The sequence below is a fragment of the Deltaproteobacteria bacterium genome (genome assembly GCA_021737785.1).
GTDB lineage: Bacteria > Desulfobacterota > DSM-4660 > Desulfatiglandales > Desulfatiglandaceae > AUK324.
This window is the reverse complement of record JAIPDI010000004.1, coordinates 69,426-83,260: the sequence shown is the minus strand read 5'-3', so window position 1 is coordinate 83,260 and position 13,835 is coordinate 69,426. Positions and strand designations below refer to the sequence as shown.

Annotated in this window: 15 protein-coding genes; 10 read left to right on the top strand and 5 right to left on the bottom strand. The window is 54.7% G+C overall.

The annotated features are described in order from the left end of the window. The first annotated feature begins 18 nt into the window (after nt 1-18). From K9N21_03630 to K9N21_03620, 3 genes are all read left to right on the top strand, one after another. A complete protein-coding gene (locus K9N21_03630; protein ID MCF8142991.1) occupies nt 19-2,373 on the top strand; it encodes a molybdopterin-dependent oxidoreductase in 2,355 nt (784 codons plus the stop codon). Next, a complete protein-coding gene (locus K9N21_03625; protein MCF8142990.1) occupies nt 2,363-3,166 on the top strand; it encodes an IclR family transcriptional regulator in 804 nt (267 codons plus the stop codon). Before K9N21_03630 ends, K9N21_03625 begins: the two co-directional genes overlap by 11 nt. Before the next feature lie 160 nt (nt 3,167-3,326). Beyond that, nucleotides 3,327-4,256: a formate dehydrogenase accessory protein FdhE gene (locus K9N21_03620; GenBank protein ID MCF8142989.1), complete on the top strand. Its 930-nt coding sequence runs from the start codon at nt 3,327-3,329 to the stop codon at nt 4,254-4,256. 4 nt (nt 4,257-4,260) lie between these two features. On the opposite strand, the gene K9N21_03615 is transcribed toward K9N21_03620, so the two are convergent. The 3 genes from K9N21_03615 to K9N21_03605 form a co-directional block, all read right to left on the bottom strand. After that, nucleotides 4,261-4,359, bottom strand: a complete 99-nt coding sequence (locus K9N21_03615) for a DUF2080 family transposase-associated protein (protein MCF8142988.1) — start codon at nt 4,357-4,359, stop codon at nt 4,261-4,263. 182 nt (nt 4,360-4,541) lie between these two features. Further along, the gene (locus K9N21_03610; GenBank protein MCF8142987.1) at nt 4,542-4,934 is read right to left on the bottom strand and encodes a PIN domain-containing protein; all 393 of its coding nucleotides are present in this window, start codon (nt 4,932-4,934) and stop codon (nt 4,542-4,544) included. Beyond that, on the bottom strand, nt 4,912-5,130 hold the full coding sequence (locus K9N21_03605) for a type II toxin-antitoxin system VapB family antitoxin (GenBank protein MCF8142986.1): 219 nt from the start codon (nt 5,128-5,130) through the stop codon (nt 4,912-4,914). Before K9N21_03605 ends, K9N21_03610 begins: the two co-directional genes overlap by 23 nt. Nucleotides 5,131-5,231: 101 nt before the next feature. On the opposite strand from K9N21_03605, the gene K9N21_03600 reads away from it, so the two are divergent. After that, nucleotides 5,232-5,456: a hypothetical protein gene (locus tag K9N21_03600; protein MCF8142985.1), complete on the top strand. Its 225-nt coding sequence runs from the start codon at nt 5,232-5,234 to the stop codon at nt 5,454-5,456. On the opposite strand, the gene K9N21_03595 is transcribed toward K9N21_03600, so the two are convergent. Further along, the gene (locus tag K9N21_03595; GenBank protein MCF8142984.1) at nt 5,431-5,829 is read right to left on the bottom strand and encodes a DUF4168 domain-containing protein; all 399 of its coding nucleotides are present in this window, start codon (nt 5,827-5,829) and stop codon (nt 5,431-5,433) included. The genes K9N21_03600 and K9N21_03595 overlap by 26 nt on opposite strands. 94 nt (nt 5,830-5,923) lie before the next feature. Continuing rightward, nucleotides 5,924-6,259, bottom strand: a complete 336-nt coding sequence (locus K9N21_03590; protein MCF8142983.1) for a hypothetical protein — start codon at nt 6,257-6,259, stop codon at nt 5,924-5,926. Between the two features lie 268 nt (nt 6,260-6,527). Here K9N21_03590 and K9N21_03585 point away from each other — a divergent pair, with 268 nt between their 5' ends. The 6 genes from K9N21_03585 (at nt 6,528) to K9N21_03560 (ending at nt 13,078) form a co-directional block, all read left to right on the top strand. After that, the gene (locus K9N21_03585; protein MCF8142982.1) at nt 6,528-8,003 is read left to right on the top strand and encodes a HAMP domain-containing protein; all 1,476 of its coding nucleotides are present in this window, start codon (nt 6,528-6,530) and stop codon (nt 8,001-8,003) included. Nucleotides 8,004-8,018: 15 nt separating this feature from the next. Next, nucleotides 8,019-9,416, top strand: a complete 1,398-nt coding sequence (locus K9N21_03580; GenBank protein MCF8142981.1) for a sigma-54 dependent transcriptional regulator — start codon at nt 8,019-8,021, stop codon at nt 9,414-9,416. A gap of 103 nt (nt 9,417-9,519) precedes the next feature. Next, nucleotides 9,520-9,930, top strand: a complete 411-nt coding sequence (locus tag K9N21_03575; GenBank protein MCF8142980.1) for a cation:proton antiporter — start codon at nt 9,520-9,522, stop codon at nt 9,928-9,930. Next, nucleotides 9,914-10,231, top strand: a complete 318-nt coding sequence (locus K9N21_03570) for a PTS sugar transporter subunit IIA (GenBank protein ID MCF8142979.1) — start codon at nt 9,914-9,916, stop codon at nt 10,229-10,231. Before K9N21_03575 ends, K9N21_03570 begins: the two co-directional genes overlap by 17 nt. Nucleotides 10,232-10,451: 220 nt before the next feature. Then, nucleotides 10,452-11,753, top strand: a complete 1,302-nt coding sequence (locus K9N21_03565; GenBank protein ID MCF8142978.1) for a hemolysin family protein — start codon at nt 10,452-10,454, stop codon at nt 11,751-11,753. Nucleotides 11,754-12,076: 323 nt separating this feature from the next. Then, nucleotides 12,077-13,078 carry a helicase gene (locus tag K9N21_03560; protein ID MCF8142977.1) on the top strand — a complete coding sequence of 334 codons (1,002 nt, stop codon included), beginning with the start codon at nt 12,077-12,079 and terminating at the stop codon, nt 13,076-13,078. Nucleotides 13,079-13,835: the final 757 nt, after the last annotated feature.

Below are 13,835 nucleotides of genomic sequence, written 5' to 3'. Positions count from 1 at the left end.
CACAAGAGGAGATGTAACATGACTGAGTATGACGTGATCAATACCCGGGCGCCCAGACTGGATGCCCCGGACAAGGCCACAGGACGGGCCAAATACATCGATGACCTGCGCATGCCGGGGATGCTGTTCGGCGCGCTTCTTCAGAGCCCTCTCCCCCATGCCAAAATCCTCAACATCGATATCTCAGAGGCGAAGCGGCTTCCGGGGGTCAAATCGGTGGTGACGGCAGAGGATGCCGGTTCAATCCGATACGGGGTCAGCCCGGCGCGATACGATGAAACCATGTTCTGCAAAGAAAAAGTGCGTTATGTGGGGGACGAGATCGCCGCGGTGGCCGCAGTGGACCTGGAGACCGCCCTGAAGGCGGTCTCCCTGATAAAGGTGGATTATGCAGAACTGCCGGCCGTATTCACCCCCGAAGAGGCCATGGCGGAAGGGGCCCCGGTGATCCATGAGGATTACCCACGGAACTTGTGCGCCGAGGTCCACCAGGAGTTTGGAGATGTTGAGGCTGCCTTTAAGGAGTGCGACCTGATCCGGACCGATACCTTCAAGAACAAACGCCAGGACGGTGCCTTCCTGGAGCCCAACGGGTGTGTGGCGGATTACAACCATCTGGGCTATTTAACCCTGCATACCTCCACGCAGGTTCCCCACTACGTGCAGCGCACCGTGGCCATGGTAATGGGCCTCCCCGTGGGCAAGGTGCGGGTGATCAAACCCTATGTAGGGGGCGGGTTCGGTCCCAAGGCCGCCGCAAACCCGATGGAATTGGCCGCATGTCTCCTCTCCATGAAGACCGGAAAGCCGGTCAAGATGAACTATGACCGGGACCAGGTATTTCTCTTTTCCAGGGGCCGCCACCAGTTTATCCATATCCTGACCACGGGCGTGAAAAAGGACGGGACCCTGATGGCCCTCAAAAATGAGTGCTATCTGGAGGGCGGCGCCTATGCGAGTTTCGGCATTGCAACGGTCTACTACGCAGGCTCCCTCCTCGGCGGACCGTACAAACTCCCCAATATGAAGTATGACGGCTACCGGGTCTATACCAACAGACCGGCCTGCGGGGCCCAACGCGGCCACGGCGGGGTGGCGGCCCGGGCGGCCTGGGAACAGCAGCTGGATGTGATTGCCGAAGAACTGGGCATGGATCCTATTGAACTGCGGCTCAAGAATATGATGTCCGCAGGGGATGTCACCTGCAACGATCTCAACATGAGCAGCCTCGGCATGAAGGAATGCATCGAGGCGGTGCGGGACGGGTCAGGGTGGCATGAAAAACGGGGAAAAATCCCCAAAGGAAAAGGGATCGGCATGGCCTGCGGGTTTTTTGTTTCGGGCGCAGGGTACCCGATCTATCGATCCGATACCTATCACTCCACGGTCACCGTCAAACTCAGCGAAGACGGAGGGACCGTCCATGTATATACCGGCTCCGCAGAGATCGGACAGGGGTCCGATACCACCATGGCCATGATCGCGGCAGAGGCGTTAGGGGTTCCCCTGGATCATGTCTCCATATCCTCCGGGGACACCGAGTTCGGGGTGGATCTGGGGGCATACTCCAGCAGGCAGACCCTGATGACCGGTCATGCCACCAAGATGGCGGCGGAGAGTGTCAAGGCGCAGGTCCTGGAGGTCCTCTCCGGTGCCCTCGATGTTCCGAAAGAGGAGATGGACATCAAAAAGGGGCGGATTGTGTTCAAAAGGGGGACGCCTGATTTTGAACCGATCAGGACCCGGTATATCAAGGAGCACCGGGGCTGGAAGGATCAGCCGGCCGGTGACGACCTTACCTTCAGGGAGGCCGCACGAATCGCCTACCTGGCGAAAGGGACCATTGTGGGGACGGGCAAATACAGGCCCGGAGAACTCGGCGGGAAATTCAAGGGGGCCGCGGTCGGCACCTCGCCCGCATACGGATGCTCGGCCCAGGTGGTGCAGGTCAGTGTGGACATGGAGACAGGGAAGGTCACCGTGGACAGGATGACCGATGCCCATGACTGCGGCTTTGCCATTAACCGGACCTCGGTGGAGGCACAGATGGAGGGCTCCCTTTCCATGGGACTGGGGGAGGCCATGTTCGAGGAGGTCAAATTCGACGACAGGGGACGCATCCTGAATGCCAATCTGGGCGAGTACAAGATCCCGACTGCCCTGGACATGCCCCCCATAGACGCCATCATTGTGGAGAGCAATGAGCCAAACGGGCCTTTCGGGGCCAAAGAGGTGGGGGAAGGGGCGATCATGCCGACCATCCCTGCGATCCTGAATGCGGTTTACAATGCAACGGGTGTGCGCATCTGGGAACTCCCCCTGACCCCCGAACGGGTTTATATGGCGCTCAAAAAGAAGAAAAATGGGGCCTGAAATCGCTCCTCGTCACTCGCGAACCGAAAATGGCACAGGCTATCGGGCCCCCGCGGTTCAAAAGGCGTTTCAGCTGCTTCAAAGGGTCGCCTCGGCTGAGGACGGGCTTTGTCTGGCCGAAATATCCCAGGACCTCGGATTCAGCAAGAGTACCACTCACGGATTGATTCAGGCCCTTGTTGCAGTCGGCGCGCTGGACCAGACCCCCCTTCGAAAGAAGTTCTTTCTCGGCCCCTCCATCATGGATTTGGCCTTCAAGAGTCGAAACTACTTTGCCATGTCCACTGAAGTCAGGCCGATCCTGGAACGGCTTCGAAATCGTATCAACGAGACGGTCTTCCTTGGCGTGCTGAGTGATTCGAGGGGGATCATTCTGGCTGCGGCCAGGGCCTCAAAAACGCTGACCATCTCTTCCTCGCCCGGGGACACCATCCCTCTTCTTGCGGGGGCGGTCGGGAAGGCCTATCTGGCATCCCTGAGCGAAACACAGGCCCTGGCCGTCATTCAAGAAAAGGGGCTTCGAAAATACACCTCCGCCTCTATTGTGGATGAAACGGCGTATATCAAAGAACTGGCAAGGGTGCGCCAGGACGGATTTGCCTTGGATAACGAAGAATACCTGGCCGGCGTGAAGGCCCTCGCCATATACCTGGGCCTGCACAGGGGCCTCCCCCTCCTCGTATGGGTTGTCGGATTCACGGATTCCATGTCGAAGGAGAGGATGCCGCAGATCATCCAGGGGACACTGGATGCGGCAAATGAACTGAGGTCAGTGATTGAGGCAAAGCAATAGGTCGGCAAGTGCGATGCTCATCAGTGAAACACATTTATCCGAATGAAGCGGGACATGAATTTTTTGGGTTCCGGGCAATACGTCACGCATTTACAAGCGGTTGTTCATTGCCAATCACACATCGAGATTCACAAAGCCTATATATGTGCAGAGGAAATTTATGGAAAGTGCAACACCCCACAGCGATATCGTAGTCTCTCTCGCCACTCAGATTCAGACGATGGCGGAACGTAAGCCCGTTTTGAAAGAGATCCTGGATGCCTTCATGGGGATCATGATGACCGGGGCCGAACTCAGGACCGAACTGGCGGCCCTGTCGGCCCCGAGCATAGTGCGCCCGGATCCGACCCGGCTTTCGGCTGGGGTCCCATTGCTCTTCGATGTGGAATTCCAGGAGAGGGTTCCCGGCCTAACGGCCGGGGTCAAGAAAATGCTGACTGCCGTGGGCACAGCCTTTCCGCCCCTCAAAGCGGATGGCGCCAAGTTGTTTTCCAGTGTGGTCGAGGATTCCAAGGCCCCGGCTGCCTGGCTGAGGATGTTGCTCCGAAATGAGGACGCGCCTCTAAGAAAACTGGCAGAAGAAGTGGGCCTTGAACCGGACGTGCTCCGGATCGAACTGAAGCAGGTATTCAAGCCCTATCTTCAATGGCTGGCCCACGGCCTGGCCCGGCATGTAGAAGGGATTGCCTGGGACAGGGGATACTGCCCCATCTGCGGGGCCTATCCGGACACAAGTTTTCTCAAGAAGGGCGAAGCGGAGCAGGAATTCCTGATGGCCCATGGGAGTCAGCGATGGCTCCACTGCGCCCTGTGCAGTTACGAGTGGCGGCTGCGCAGGATACACTGTCCCTATTGCGGCACCGAAGATGCCGATTCCCTGGAATATCTGGCCGCCAAGGAAACGCCCCATGAAAAGGTCTACGTATGCCACAAATGTAACAAATACCTCACGTGCCTGGATACCTCCGAACTGATCGAGAAACCACCAAGCGATCTCATCCCCTTTGAACTCCTCCATCTCGACATCATTGCCCGACAAAAGGGCTTCACTCCCCTGAACCGGGGGCATTGGAACAGCATGGCCGTATAGCATATCAATCCAGTCGTACGATTTTCACACGGCATCCGACCCAGAGCAGCGGCAGATAGACCCGGCCGCTGTTGCCGCTCAGCTTCACAATCTTTTCGACCATCTCTTTCCCGCAAATTTCAACCTGCCCCCATGGTCTTGGCTGTCGGACCGATCACTCGATTTCGAAATTCTCTGAGACCTTCCGTTTCGATTCCAGTGTGGAATTCGCAAGGTATTATTTGGCGCTTTTGAAGGCCTTGAGCTGGTCTGCCTCGAACAAGAGATTCCGTCCCATCCCTCCTGTCATTCCGCATAATGCCGTTTCAGTTCCTTCACCTGATCAAAATGAGGATCAACCGTAAAGACCTCGCAGCCGTGCGACATGGCGGTGGCCGCAATGATGAGATCGGACAGCGGAATGGTGATCCCCCGGGCGCGCAGAGAAGCCGATATTTGGCCGGCGTTTTCCCATATTTTCCGAGTCGTCTCCAAATAGGGGAGTTTCTGCAAATGGTCCCTTACCAGCCCCGCCTCTTTTTGCGACTTGATCCCCTGCAGTATCTCAGCCAGAACCATGCCCGTCATGACCACCTGCTCTTCCCTGATAAGGCGTTTGAGGTGCACCGTGAGCGCAGCGTCCGGCTTGCGGAAAAACTCGATCCATATGCAGGTATCAGCTATGATCCCGGTATTCATTCAGTTCCCTTTCCTCGTCCGCTTCCCAATCCGAATCGATGTGGATATTGCCGGAGAGGGCGATAAGATCATCAGCGGCTTTCCTCTTGAGGTAATCCGTGATGGCCACTTGCACCGCCTGAGTCTTGGTCTCGGCCTTTGACCGGGCGAGGAGTTCCTCCATAAGCGCATCCTGTATGTTGATTGTGGTCCTCATAGTATGCTCCTCATTGAATATATTTTCCCCCTAATATGCCTACGCTAATATCCTACGTCAAGCACGAAATTGAACATCCCTCAAAGGAAGGAGACGAATACATGCAGAGTGAGACTCTGGATCTTATTGAGTCCTCCGAACAACTCCAGCGCTACCGGTCCATCTTTCCCAACCTGATCCTGGCCTATGACGTCTGCCAACCGAAAAATCCCCCTGACCATGGGGCACGCTGTGAGTTGTTCTTTATCCCGTCGGTCAGGGGGATTCAGCCGCTGCTGTCGCGGCAGGTTGACAGCCGCGCTATCTTTGCAGCGCCTGAAGCTTAGCCATGAACTTCTCTCTCAAGTTGTCATCAGACTGGACAGCCGTTATGATCTGGCTGTACTCGTCAACGGCAATGCCTTCTCCTTCAACCGCCTGAATCATCTTCTGGTTGGCCTTTTGTTGCAGGCCCTTTCTTTGATCGGGGTCAGGGGCTGCCTGCAGAGATTCCTGGAAGTCTTTCTGGATCTTTGCGATTTGCACATATGCTGCAGCAGCTTTATCCAATTCTGCATCATTGACCTCTACCTTCGGCGGGACAGCGCCCTGTTGTCCCTGGTAGCCCTGCTGCGACTCCTGCTGCGCCGCTGTCGGTACCGCCCACACAAGCGCACACACAATGCCTGCCGTAATGATAAAACCAAACTTGTTCAACATTCAAATAACTCCTTTCTCATTGGTTGAGGTTTAAAAACCGATCCGAATCCACCTGGTACATACCGATTCGAATCCATATCTTCACGGTCATCGGTCAGAAAGCCCGACCGCCGCCCGGTTGTGGGGCCTGCGGCTGAGGCTGAGGTTGAGGCGGCTCAGGTGGTTCCAAAACCTCCTCGATCTCGGTAAGCGATCTATCTACCGATGCCAGTTCCTGGCGCACACCCTGAATTTCGTTGTCCTTGGGGGTATCCATATTGGCGAGCCGAACGTCCAATGCCATTAGTTGCTCCCGCACTTCCTTCACCTGGCTCTGCAGTTCCTTGGCCTCATCGCCGCTGACCCCCTGGGAGCAGCTGCTAAGACCTATGGCAAGCCCAAGACCGGCCGCAACCAGGATACACCTTCCAACCTTCTGTATAGGTCCCATGATCTCCTCCTTTCTGTTTGGCTCCAAACCCGGATTAGGCCCCTGTAAGCGAGGATCACAGCAATGCCAGTTGCTGGATTGTCGGGCCTGAATCTTGATCTTTATGTATCTGCATGTAGCGTACCGGGCCGGCCCCCCTGTTTCATTTTTTGGGATAACTAACCGTTATCAGTAGATGTTTGCTGCTATTCAATGAACCTTGCCCAGTGCCAGGGGTTAATGTATAATAATGGCACATGTGTTATTTTAGTGTGTCAAAGGAGGTATCATGAGTCGGTTCAAAATTTTTTCACCGACCCTTAGTTTACGATCATCCATGCTGATCTATGTTGTAACCCCGTTGATCGGCGCTTTCGGTCTCAGCGGATATCTGGCCTTAAACTCTTTTGAGAAAGAGGTCGAGACTCGAATGCAGAATGACCTGGAGCTTGTGGCACGAGCGATTCAGCTTCCCCTGAGTTACGCCCTTGAAAAAGATAGGGTGGGAAGCATGATGCTGGCCTTGGAGTCGGCCTTCTCCATCAAGCGGGTATACAGCGCTTATGTCTATGATAAAGAAGGGGCCGAAATCGCGACGCTCGGCTTAGACGACCCGGATCCTAAACCCGAGCGATTGACCGAATTAGCCGCAGACGGAAAGCGGCGAGGCGAATACGGCCGTATTGCAGGACGAGAGGTATATTCATACTTTGTGCCTTTGACCGATACGGGAGGTCAGATCAACGGGCTGTTGCAGCTGACGCGAAAGGGCGCGGATTTCGGCGAGCACCTGCGGTCTATCAGGATAAAAGGGGCATTGAGTCTGGTCTTGCTCTTGCTTATACTCTCCGGCGTGGTCCTTTATGGACATCACCGGGCCCTTGGGCTGCAACTGCGCCGGCTTGCTTCCATCATGTCCAGGGTTGCGCAGGGGGAACGCGAGCATAGATTCGAGTATGGGGGGCCAAAAGAGATCGTGGACCTCGGGGCGAGTTTCAACCATATGCTCAACAGCATCCAGCAGGCCGAACAAGAGCTGGCCGAGCACCGCAGAACCCAGGACAAATTACAAAAGGAACTGCGCCAATCCGAAAAGCTGGCTGCCCTGGGCAGATTCGCCGCGGGAACAGCCCATGAACTGGGCAGCCCCTTGAGCGTCATCAATGGAAAGGCCCAGAGATCCCTTAGGGACCAGAAACTTATCCCCGAACACCGGCAAACCCTGAAGACCATCCGCAAACAGGTTTTCCGGATGGAACACATCATAAGACAGTTGCTGGATTTCACCCGCAGCAGCCCCATCCGGTACTCTGCGGCCCTTCCGTCCCGCCTGGCTGCATCTGCAGCGGCTGCCGTAGCGGAAGAAACCGAAGCAAACCGCGCAACACTGAAGTTGAGTGGTCCCAAGGACACTACGCCGATAATGGTGGACCCCATGCGCGTTGAGCAGGCACTCATCAATCTCCTTCGCAACGCAATCCAGTGCGCCCAGAGGGGCGACATCCGCCTTTCCTGGCAGCAGGGAGAAGAGTGGATCCTATTTTGCGTGGAAGACAATGGTCCGGGGGTGCCCGTCGACATACGCTCCGAGATTTTTGAACCTTTTTATACTACCAAGCAGGTGGGCGAAGGAACGGGATTGGGCCTGTCCGTAGTGCATGCGGTGGCCGAAGAACATGGGGGACGTGTGGAGGTGAATGACAGTCGGATGGGGGGCGCCTGTTTTCGGTTCATGCTCCCTGCGAGATTGGCTGAAAACGGATAGATGAAAGGGAAATCCATGCCCGAAGGCAAGTCAGAAAAGGAACTGGTATTGATTGTGGAGGATGACGAAGCCCTTGGGACCCTTCTTCTGGATGAGGTACAGGACTCCGGTCTCGAAGCACGCTGGACTTCGACAGCCGAGGAAGGGGAAAGGGTTATGGAACACTGGCGGCCCGACGTCGTGGTTTGCGATTTGAGGCTGCCGGGAATGGACGGACTGAGCTTTCTAAATAAAGTTCAAGGCCAGGCATCTGATTCCCTGCCCGGATTCCTGATCATCACGGCTTTCGGCACGATTTCAAAGGCCGTGGAAGCCTTGAAAGCAGGCGCCGAAGACTTTCTGACCAAACCGCTTGATCTGGAGCACTTTATGTTGTCCGTGAAAAGAATACTGGAGAGAAAACGTCTCAGGGAAGTGGTCAATCGGATGAAAGACGTTCTTCCACCGGATAGCTTCCACGGAATGTATGGCAAAAGCACATGCATGCGCCTCTTGTTTGAGCAGATACGCCAGGTAGCCGATTCCCAGGGGCCTGTCCTGATCCTGGGGGAGAGCGGATCAGGAAAAGAGCTGGTAACAAAGGCCATTCATAACGAGAGCTCACGCGCAAATGGTCCCTTTCTGCCTGTCAACTGCGCCGGCATACCGGAGCACCTGGTGGAAAGCGAATTCTTCGGTCATGCGGCGGGTTCATTCACAGGCGCCCAAAAAGGCCGCCAAGGCCTTTTTGCGGAGGCTCAGGGAGGTTCTTTACTCTTGGACGAGATTTCGGAAATGCCTCTTTTCCTTCAGGCAAAGCTCCTCCGCATTCTTCAGGATGGAAAAATCAGACGAGTGGGTGAAAATCGCGAATACCAGGTTGATGTCCGCGTTCTGGCAGCCACCCACAGGGACCTCGAGGAGGAGGTCCGCCAGGGCCGTTTCCGGGAGGACCTCTTTTTCCGCTTAGAGACCTTTACCGTAAGGGTTCCGCCGCTCAGGGAACGGGGCGACGATGTCGAACTCCTTGCGAGTAGATTCATGCAGCAGTTCACCCTGGCCCTCAACAAGAAGGTCAAGGAAATTTCCAGCAAGGCCTTGGATCTGATTGTGCGGTATCCTTTTCCGGGCAATGTGCGCGAGCTTTCGAACGCAGTGGAACGTGCGGTAACCTTTGCCACTGGAACCTGTATCCATCCGGAGCACTTGCCAACCAGAATCAGAAATTATCATCCGGAGATGGATGAACCATCGTCTGAGATGTACGGCCCGGTGGAAACGCATAACAGACTTCCATCACTCGCCGATGTAGAGCAGCACTATATCCGGCATGTTCTAAGAAAGGTCGATGGTAACAAGCGCCGGGCCGCCGCCATTTTAGGCATCGGTCGAAGGACGCTTTACCGAAGGCTTGGCGAGAAATCAGATACTTAAAATATATCGTCGTGGTGAGAGGCCTCTCGTTTCGTCTGGATTGGGTTACGATGGTTCCCGCAACGGGAATCCCTGTATCTCCGGCAAGGCTTTGAAAGAACGTATGGAAACGCTATCCTCGCATAACATCACCGCCATGTTCCTCTCTTTGGGAGTTCTGCTTCTTGTGGCCCGTGTTCTTGGCGAGTTGGCTCAGCGGTTGCACCAGCCTGCAGTGTTGGGCGAACTGCTTGCAGGAGTACTTCTTGGCCCGACGATTCTGGGGAGACTGGCACCTGAGCTGAGTGCGTTTCTCTTCCCCTTGCAGGGATTGAACGCCACAGCCCTGGACGCCATTGCGACACTGGCAATTGCCTTATTCCTTCTGGTAGCAGGGATGGAAGTCGATCTATCAACCATTTGGCGGCAGGGGAAGACCGGTCTCAAAGTGGGCATCGGCGCCATTGTTATTCCATTTTTTATGTCACTGGTTGCACCGTCGGTTATACCCGAGGCCCTTGGTCGGCATTCGTGAGGAAGCGCTCAGCACCGGTATCGGCAATGGGGTGGCGCTCCCCCACGCCCGTATCGACGGCCTGAGGGAACCGCTGGTAGTGGTGGGCATCTCTGAAACCGGGATCGATTTCAACTCACCGGACGACAGGCCGGCAAATGTGCTTTTTCTGATTCTTACGCCCAGCAATCATCCAGGCGTTCAACTGGAGATCGCGTCTGAAATCGCACGACTTTTTAAACATCCGCGCATGTCCGACAATGTGCTTCGGACCAGGAGTTTCACGGATTTTTTGGCATTGATACGTGCGGGTATCGAATGAAAACAGTGATTAACCCCTCAGGACCTCACAACCTCCAACATGTTGCAAGAAAGGAAAGGGTTGCGTGTTCCCGATGTAGCCGGATTCGGATTTCACAATATCACAGCTTGGCCCGCCACCCAGGCGCTTCCGTCATCGCCTGGAGAAACATGATATAGGGGTCCCTGATCCGGTGCCGTCCCGTCCTCGCACGATAGGGTCGACAGAAAGGTGACATAGCTTGAAAGACCTGGCTTTGGAGATAATCATTATTTTCCTGCTCCTTGTGGCGAACGGTGTTTTTGCCATGTCGGAGATAGCTGTTGTTGTTGCCCGAAAAATCCGTTTACAACATTCGGCCGACTCTGGCGATAAACGAGCCCAAACAGCATTGAAACTCGCCAAGAATCCGAACCAGTTTCTTGCGACCATCCAGGTAGGTATAACGCTTGTGGGTATCTTCGCCGGTGCTTTTGGCGGGGCAACGATTGCAAAAAAAATGGCGGCGTATTTGAATACATTCCCCTGGTTCGCTCCATACAGCGACGTTATCAGTGTCGGCGCTGTGGTGGTCGTTATTACCTATCTATCCCTCATCATTGGAGAGCTCGTCCCCAAACGATTGGCGCTGAACAATCCCGAACGAATTGCCTCCATGATGGCACCCCCCATGCAGTTCCTGACGAGGACAGCCTTGCCGGTGGTGCGGTTACTGGAGATCTCCACCAATCTCGTTATCCGCCTGTTGGGCGTTAAACCGGCCCATAGGCCGGTTGTCACCCATGAAGAGATCAGAGGCCTCATCGAACAAGGGAAAAAGAGCGGTATTTTTGACGAAGCCGAGCAAGATATGATTGAAAACGTGTTACGGCTGGACGACCGGTCTGTAGGCGCAGCCATGATCCCCCGTACGAAAATTGTCTGGCTGAACATTGATGAGCCTCTCGAAGATATCAGGCACAAACTGGTGCAATATCATTATTCGCGCTTTCCTGTAGCAAAGGGTAGCCTTGAGAACATCCTTGGCGTGGTTCGGGCAAAAGACATGTTGGCGCAAAGGCTAAACCGGCAACCCCTCGATCTCAAACTGTTATTGCGCCCTCCCTTGTTTGTTCATGAGGGCATGTCATCCTTGAATGTGCTTAAGTTATTTAAGGAAAAGGGGATACATATTGCCCTGGTCACCGATGAATACGGCGGCATCGAGGGGATGATCACCCATAATGATATATTGGAAGATATCGTCGGGCATATCCCTACTGCCGGTGAACCTTCCGCTGAACCGCAGGCCCAACAACGAAAGGATGGGTCCTGGCTGGTGGATGGTCTTCTGAATATAGACGAGCTGAAGGAGATTCTGAAAACAGCGGAGTTGCCGAATGAAAAAAACGGAAGGTATCATACGGTTGGCGGGCTCATGATAAGCCAGCTTCAGGGTATCCCCACGGTCGGACAATACTTTGAATGGCAGGGCTTGCGTTTTGAAGTTGTGGATATGGACGGGAGACGAGTAGACAAAGTTCTTATCGCCCCCATAGCATAAGTAGGCGGCGGAAGGCCTTCCTCAATCGCGCCGATCCACACCAATCACCCATTCCACAACGACCATGGTGACTGAGGGAGGCTAAGTATGCCTGGCTGGACGGCGACGGTCTTGAGGATACCGAATGGACCGAGCTGAAGCCTACTTCTCCTTCCTATCTGTTTGTGCCGCGTGACAACGCCCTCGAGGCCGTTTATCAGCGTTTCCCATCCGTTCCAAACATATTTCCCGTCAACAGCGTGGGCATTGTCACCGCGCGCGATAAACTGACCATCGGGTGGACAGCCGAAGAGATTTGACAGAGGGTAAGGCTATTCTCCCAGATGGACCCCGAAATGGCACGGGAGGCGTACGGCCTTGGAAAAGACGCACGCGACTGGAAGGTCGAATTTGCTCAGAAAGACCTGCTGGACTCGGGACCGACAAGGGAAAAGGTTGTGCCGGTTCTCTATCGCCCTTTCGATATGCGATTCACTTACTACACCGGCCACTCACGGGGATTTATTTGTATGCCCCGGCCAGAAGTAATGGGACATATGTTGGCAGGGAAAAACTTCGCTCTGATGACGTGTCGCCAGTTATCCAGGCCTGGCTGGTTTCATGCAATGGTCAGTCAAAACGTGACGGACGACTGCATGGTTTCCAATGGAACACGAGAGCGGGGATATGTCTTTCCCCTCTACCTCTCTCCCACTACCAATTGTGGTAGCCTATTTGCCCATCTGGAATCTGCCGAACGCCAGCCAAATCTGGAGCCGAAGCTGATTGCCTCGTTGACTGAAGCCCATGGCGCCCAGCCTTCGCCGGAGGAGATCTTCCACTACATCTACGCCGTGCTCTATGCCCCTGCGTACCGTGCGAAATATGCCGAGTTCCTGAGAATGGACTTCCCGCGCATTCCGTTCACCAGTGATGGGGAGCTGTTCTTGAAGATGGCCGGACTGGGAGAGCGGCTGACGGGGCTGCATCTCCTTAAATCGGATGAACTGGACCCGCCCGCGTGCCGGTTCGAGGGCCATGGGGATGAACGCGTCGGTAAAGGGAAAAAGGAAGGCCTGCGATACGATCCGGACAAGCAGCGGGTACACATTAACGCGACCCAGTACTTTGCCCCCGTGCCCGAGGCCGTATGGACCTATCGCATCGGCGGGTATCAGGTCTGCGAAAAATGGCTCAAGGACCGGCGGGAACGTCGTCTCGACCTGGACGACATCCGCACCTACTGCCGCATTGTCACAGCCTTGAAACTGACCATCGATATTCAAATAGAAATTGACGCCTTATACCCGGAGATTGAAAAAGCACTCCTATCGTTGGCCGCCTGAGAAACCAATCTGCCGCAGGAGCAGATCGGATGGGTGCTGTTTATTAGGGCGAGCTGGTAGCTCCTGTGGCTCACGAAGCCCAATTCTTCACATCAAAATCCCTTCCAGTCGCTTTTAACCACCCACCCGGCCGATGGATATCACAGGCTTTTTGAGCTTGACCATATTTGGGGTTTTGAGATATAGGATGGGGTAGATTGAGGGAGGCATCTTTAGGATTCGATGCAATGTTCTCAGGAAGGAACCGTAGGCATATCAACGGTTTTTGGTGCTCTGAGAGCTGTGAGCTTTCCGAAACATATCTCGATATTCCAGATTCTTGTCAATCGGAACCGATTCCCATATCCCTTGCCCAGGCCACCAGTATCTTCAACCGAAAAATGCTTTGTCTTGACTTTTGGGGGCAGTGAGATGTATGCAGTCTTTTCAGCGCAACATGTGCGCTGTTTATCTTCTTTAAACCCTTGGCCGGGCCGATCCGAGGCGATGCCCTTTACCGATAACGTGACGTCGGGAATAACGCATAGGCCCAACGGGATCGGATCAAAGCCGTGCCAATGCAGGCACGCAAGGGAAAGAGGATGCAACATAATTTATGTGCCTTTAAACCCCGTTGGCCCATACACATGGAGAACAGGGTTTTGTATTCTGTGGCCCTCAGCATTGCCTATTGGCGAAGAGGTGTGTCAGCAGCACGACTAATTCACCAAACTCAACTACGTCCCGGACGTCCCCCCAACAAGATGGAGAATCAAAA

Excerpts from the sequence above, each read along its gene's own strand:
- K9N21_03620 (MCF8142989.1), top strand. The coding sequence starts at position 3,327 with ATGGAAAGTGCAACACCCCACAGCGATATCGTAGTCTCTCTCGCCACT.
- K9N21_03600 (MCF8142985.1), top strand. The coding sequence starts at position 5,232 with ATGCAGAGTGAGACTCTGGATCTTATTGAGTCCTCCGAACAACTCCAG.
- K9N21_03630 (MCF8142991.1), top strand. The coding sequence starts at position 19 with ATGACTGAGTATGACGTGATCAATACCCGGGCGCCCAGACTGGATGCC.
- K9N21_03585 (MCF8142982.1), top strand. The coding sequence starts at position 6,528 with ATGAGTCGGTTCAAAATTTTTTCACCGACCCTTAGTTTACGATCATCC.
- K9N21_03560 (MCF8142977.1), top strand. The coding sequence starts at position 12,077 with ATGGACCCCGAAATGGCACGGGAGGCGTACGGCCTTGGAAAAGACGCA.
- K9N21_03595 (MCF8142984.1), bottom strand. The coding sequence starts at position 5,829 with ATGTTGAACAAGTTTGGTTTTATCATTACGGCAGGCATTGTGTGTGCG.
- K9N21_03575 (MCF8142980.1), top strand. The coding sequence starts at position 9,520 with ATGGAAACGCTATCCTCGCATAACATCACCGCCATGTTCCTCTCTTTG.
- K9N21_03590 (MCF8142983.1), bottom strand. The coding sequence starts at position 6,259 with ATGGGACCTATACAGAAGGTTGGAAGGTGTATCCTGGTTGCGGCCGGT.
- K9N21_03615 (MCF8142988.1), bottom strand. The coding sequence starts at position 4,359 with ATGGTCGAAAAGATTGTGAAGCTGAGCGGCAACAGCGGCCGGGTCTAT.
- K9N21_03605 (MCF8142986.1), bottom strand. The coding sequence starts at position 5,130 with ATGAGGACCACAATCAACATACAGGATGCGCTTATGGAGGAACTCCTC.
- K9N21_03625 (MCF8142990.1), top strand. The coding sequence starts at position 2,363 with ATGGGGCCTGAAATCGCTCCTCGTCACTCGCGAACCGAAAATGGCACA.
- K9N21_03610 (MCF8142987.1), bottom strand. The coding sequence starts at position 4,934 with ATGAATACCGGGATCATAGCTGATACCTGCATATGGATCGAGTTTTTC.
- K9N21_03580 (MCF8142981.1), top strand. The coding sequence starts at position 8,019 with ATGCCCGAAGGCAAGTCAGAAAAGGAACTGGTATTGATTGTGGAGGAT.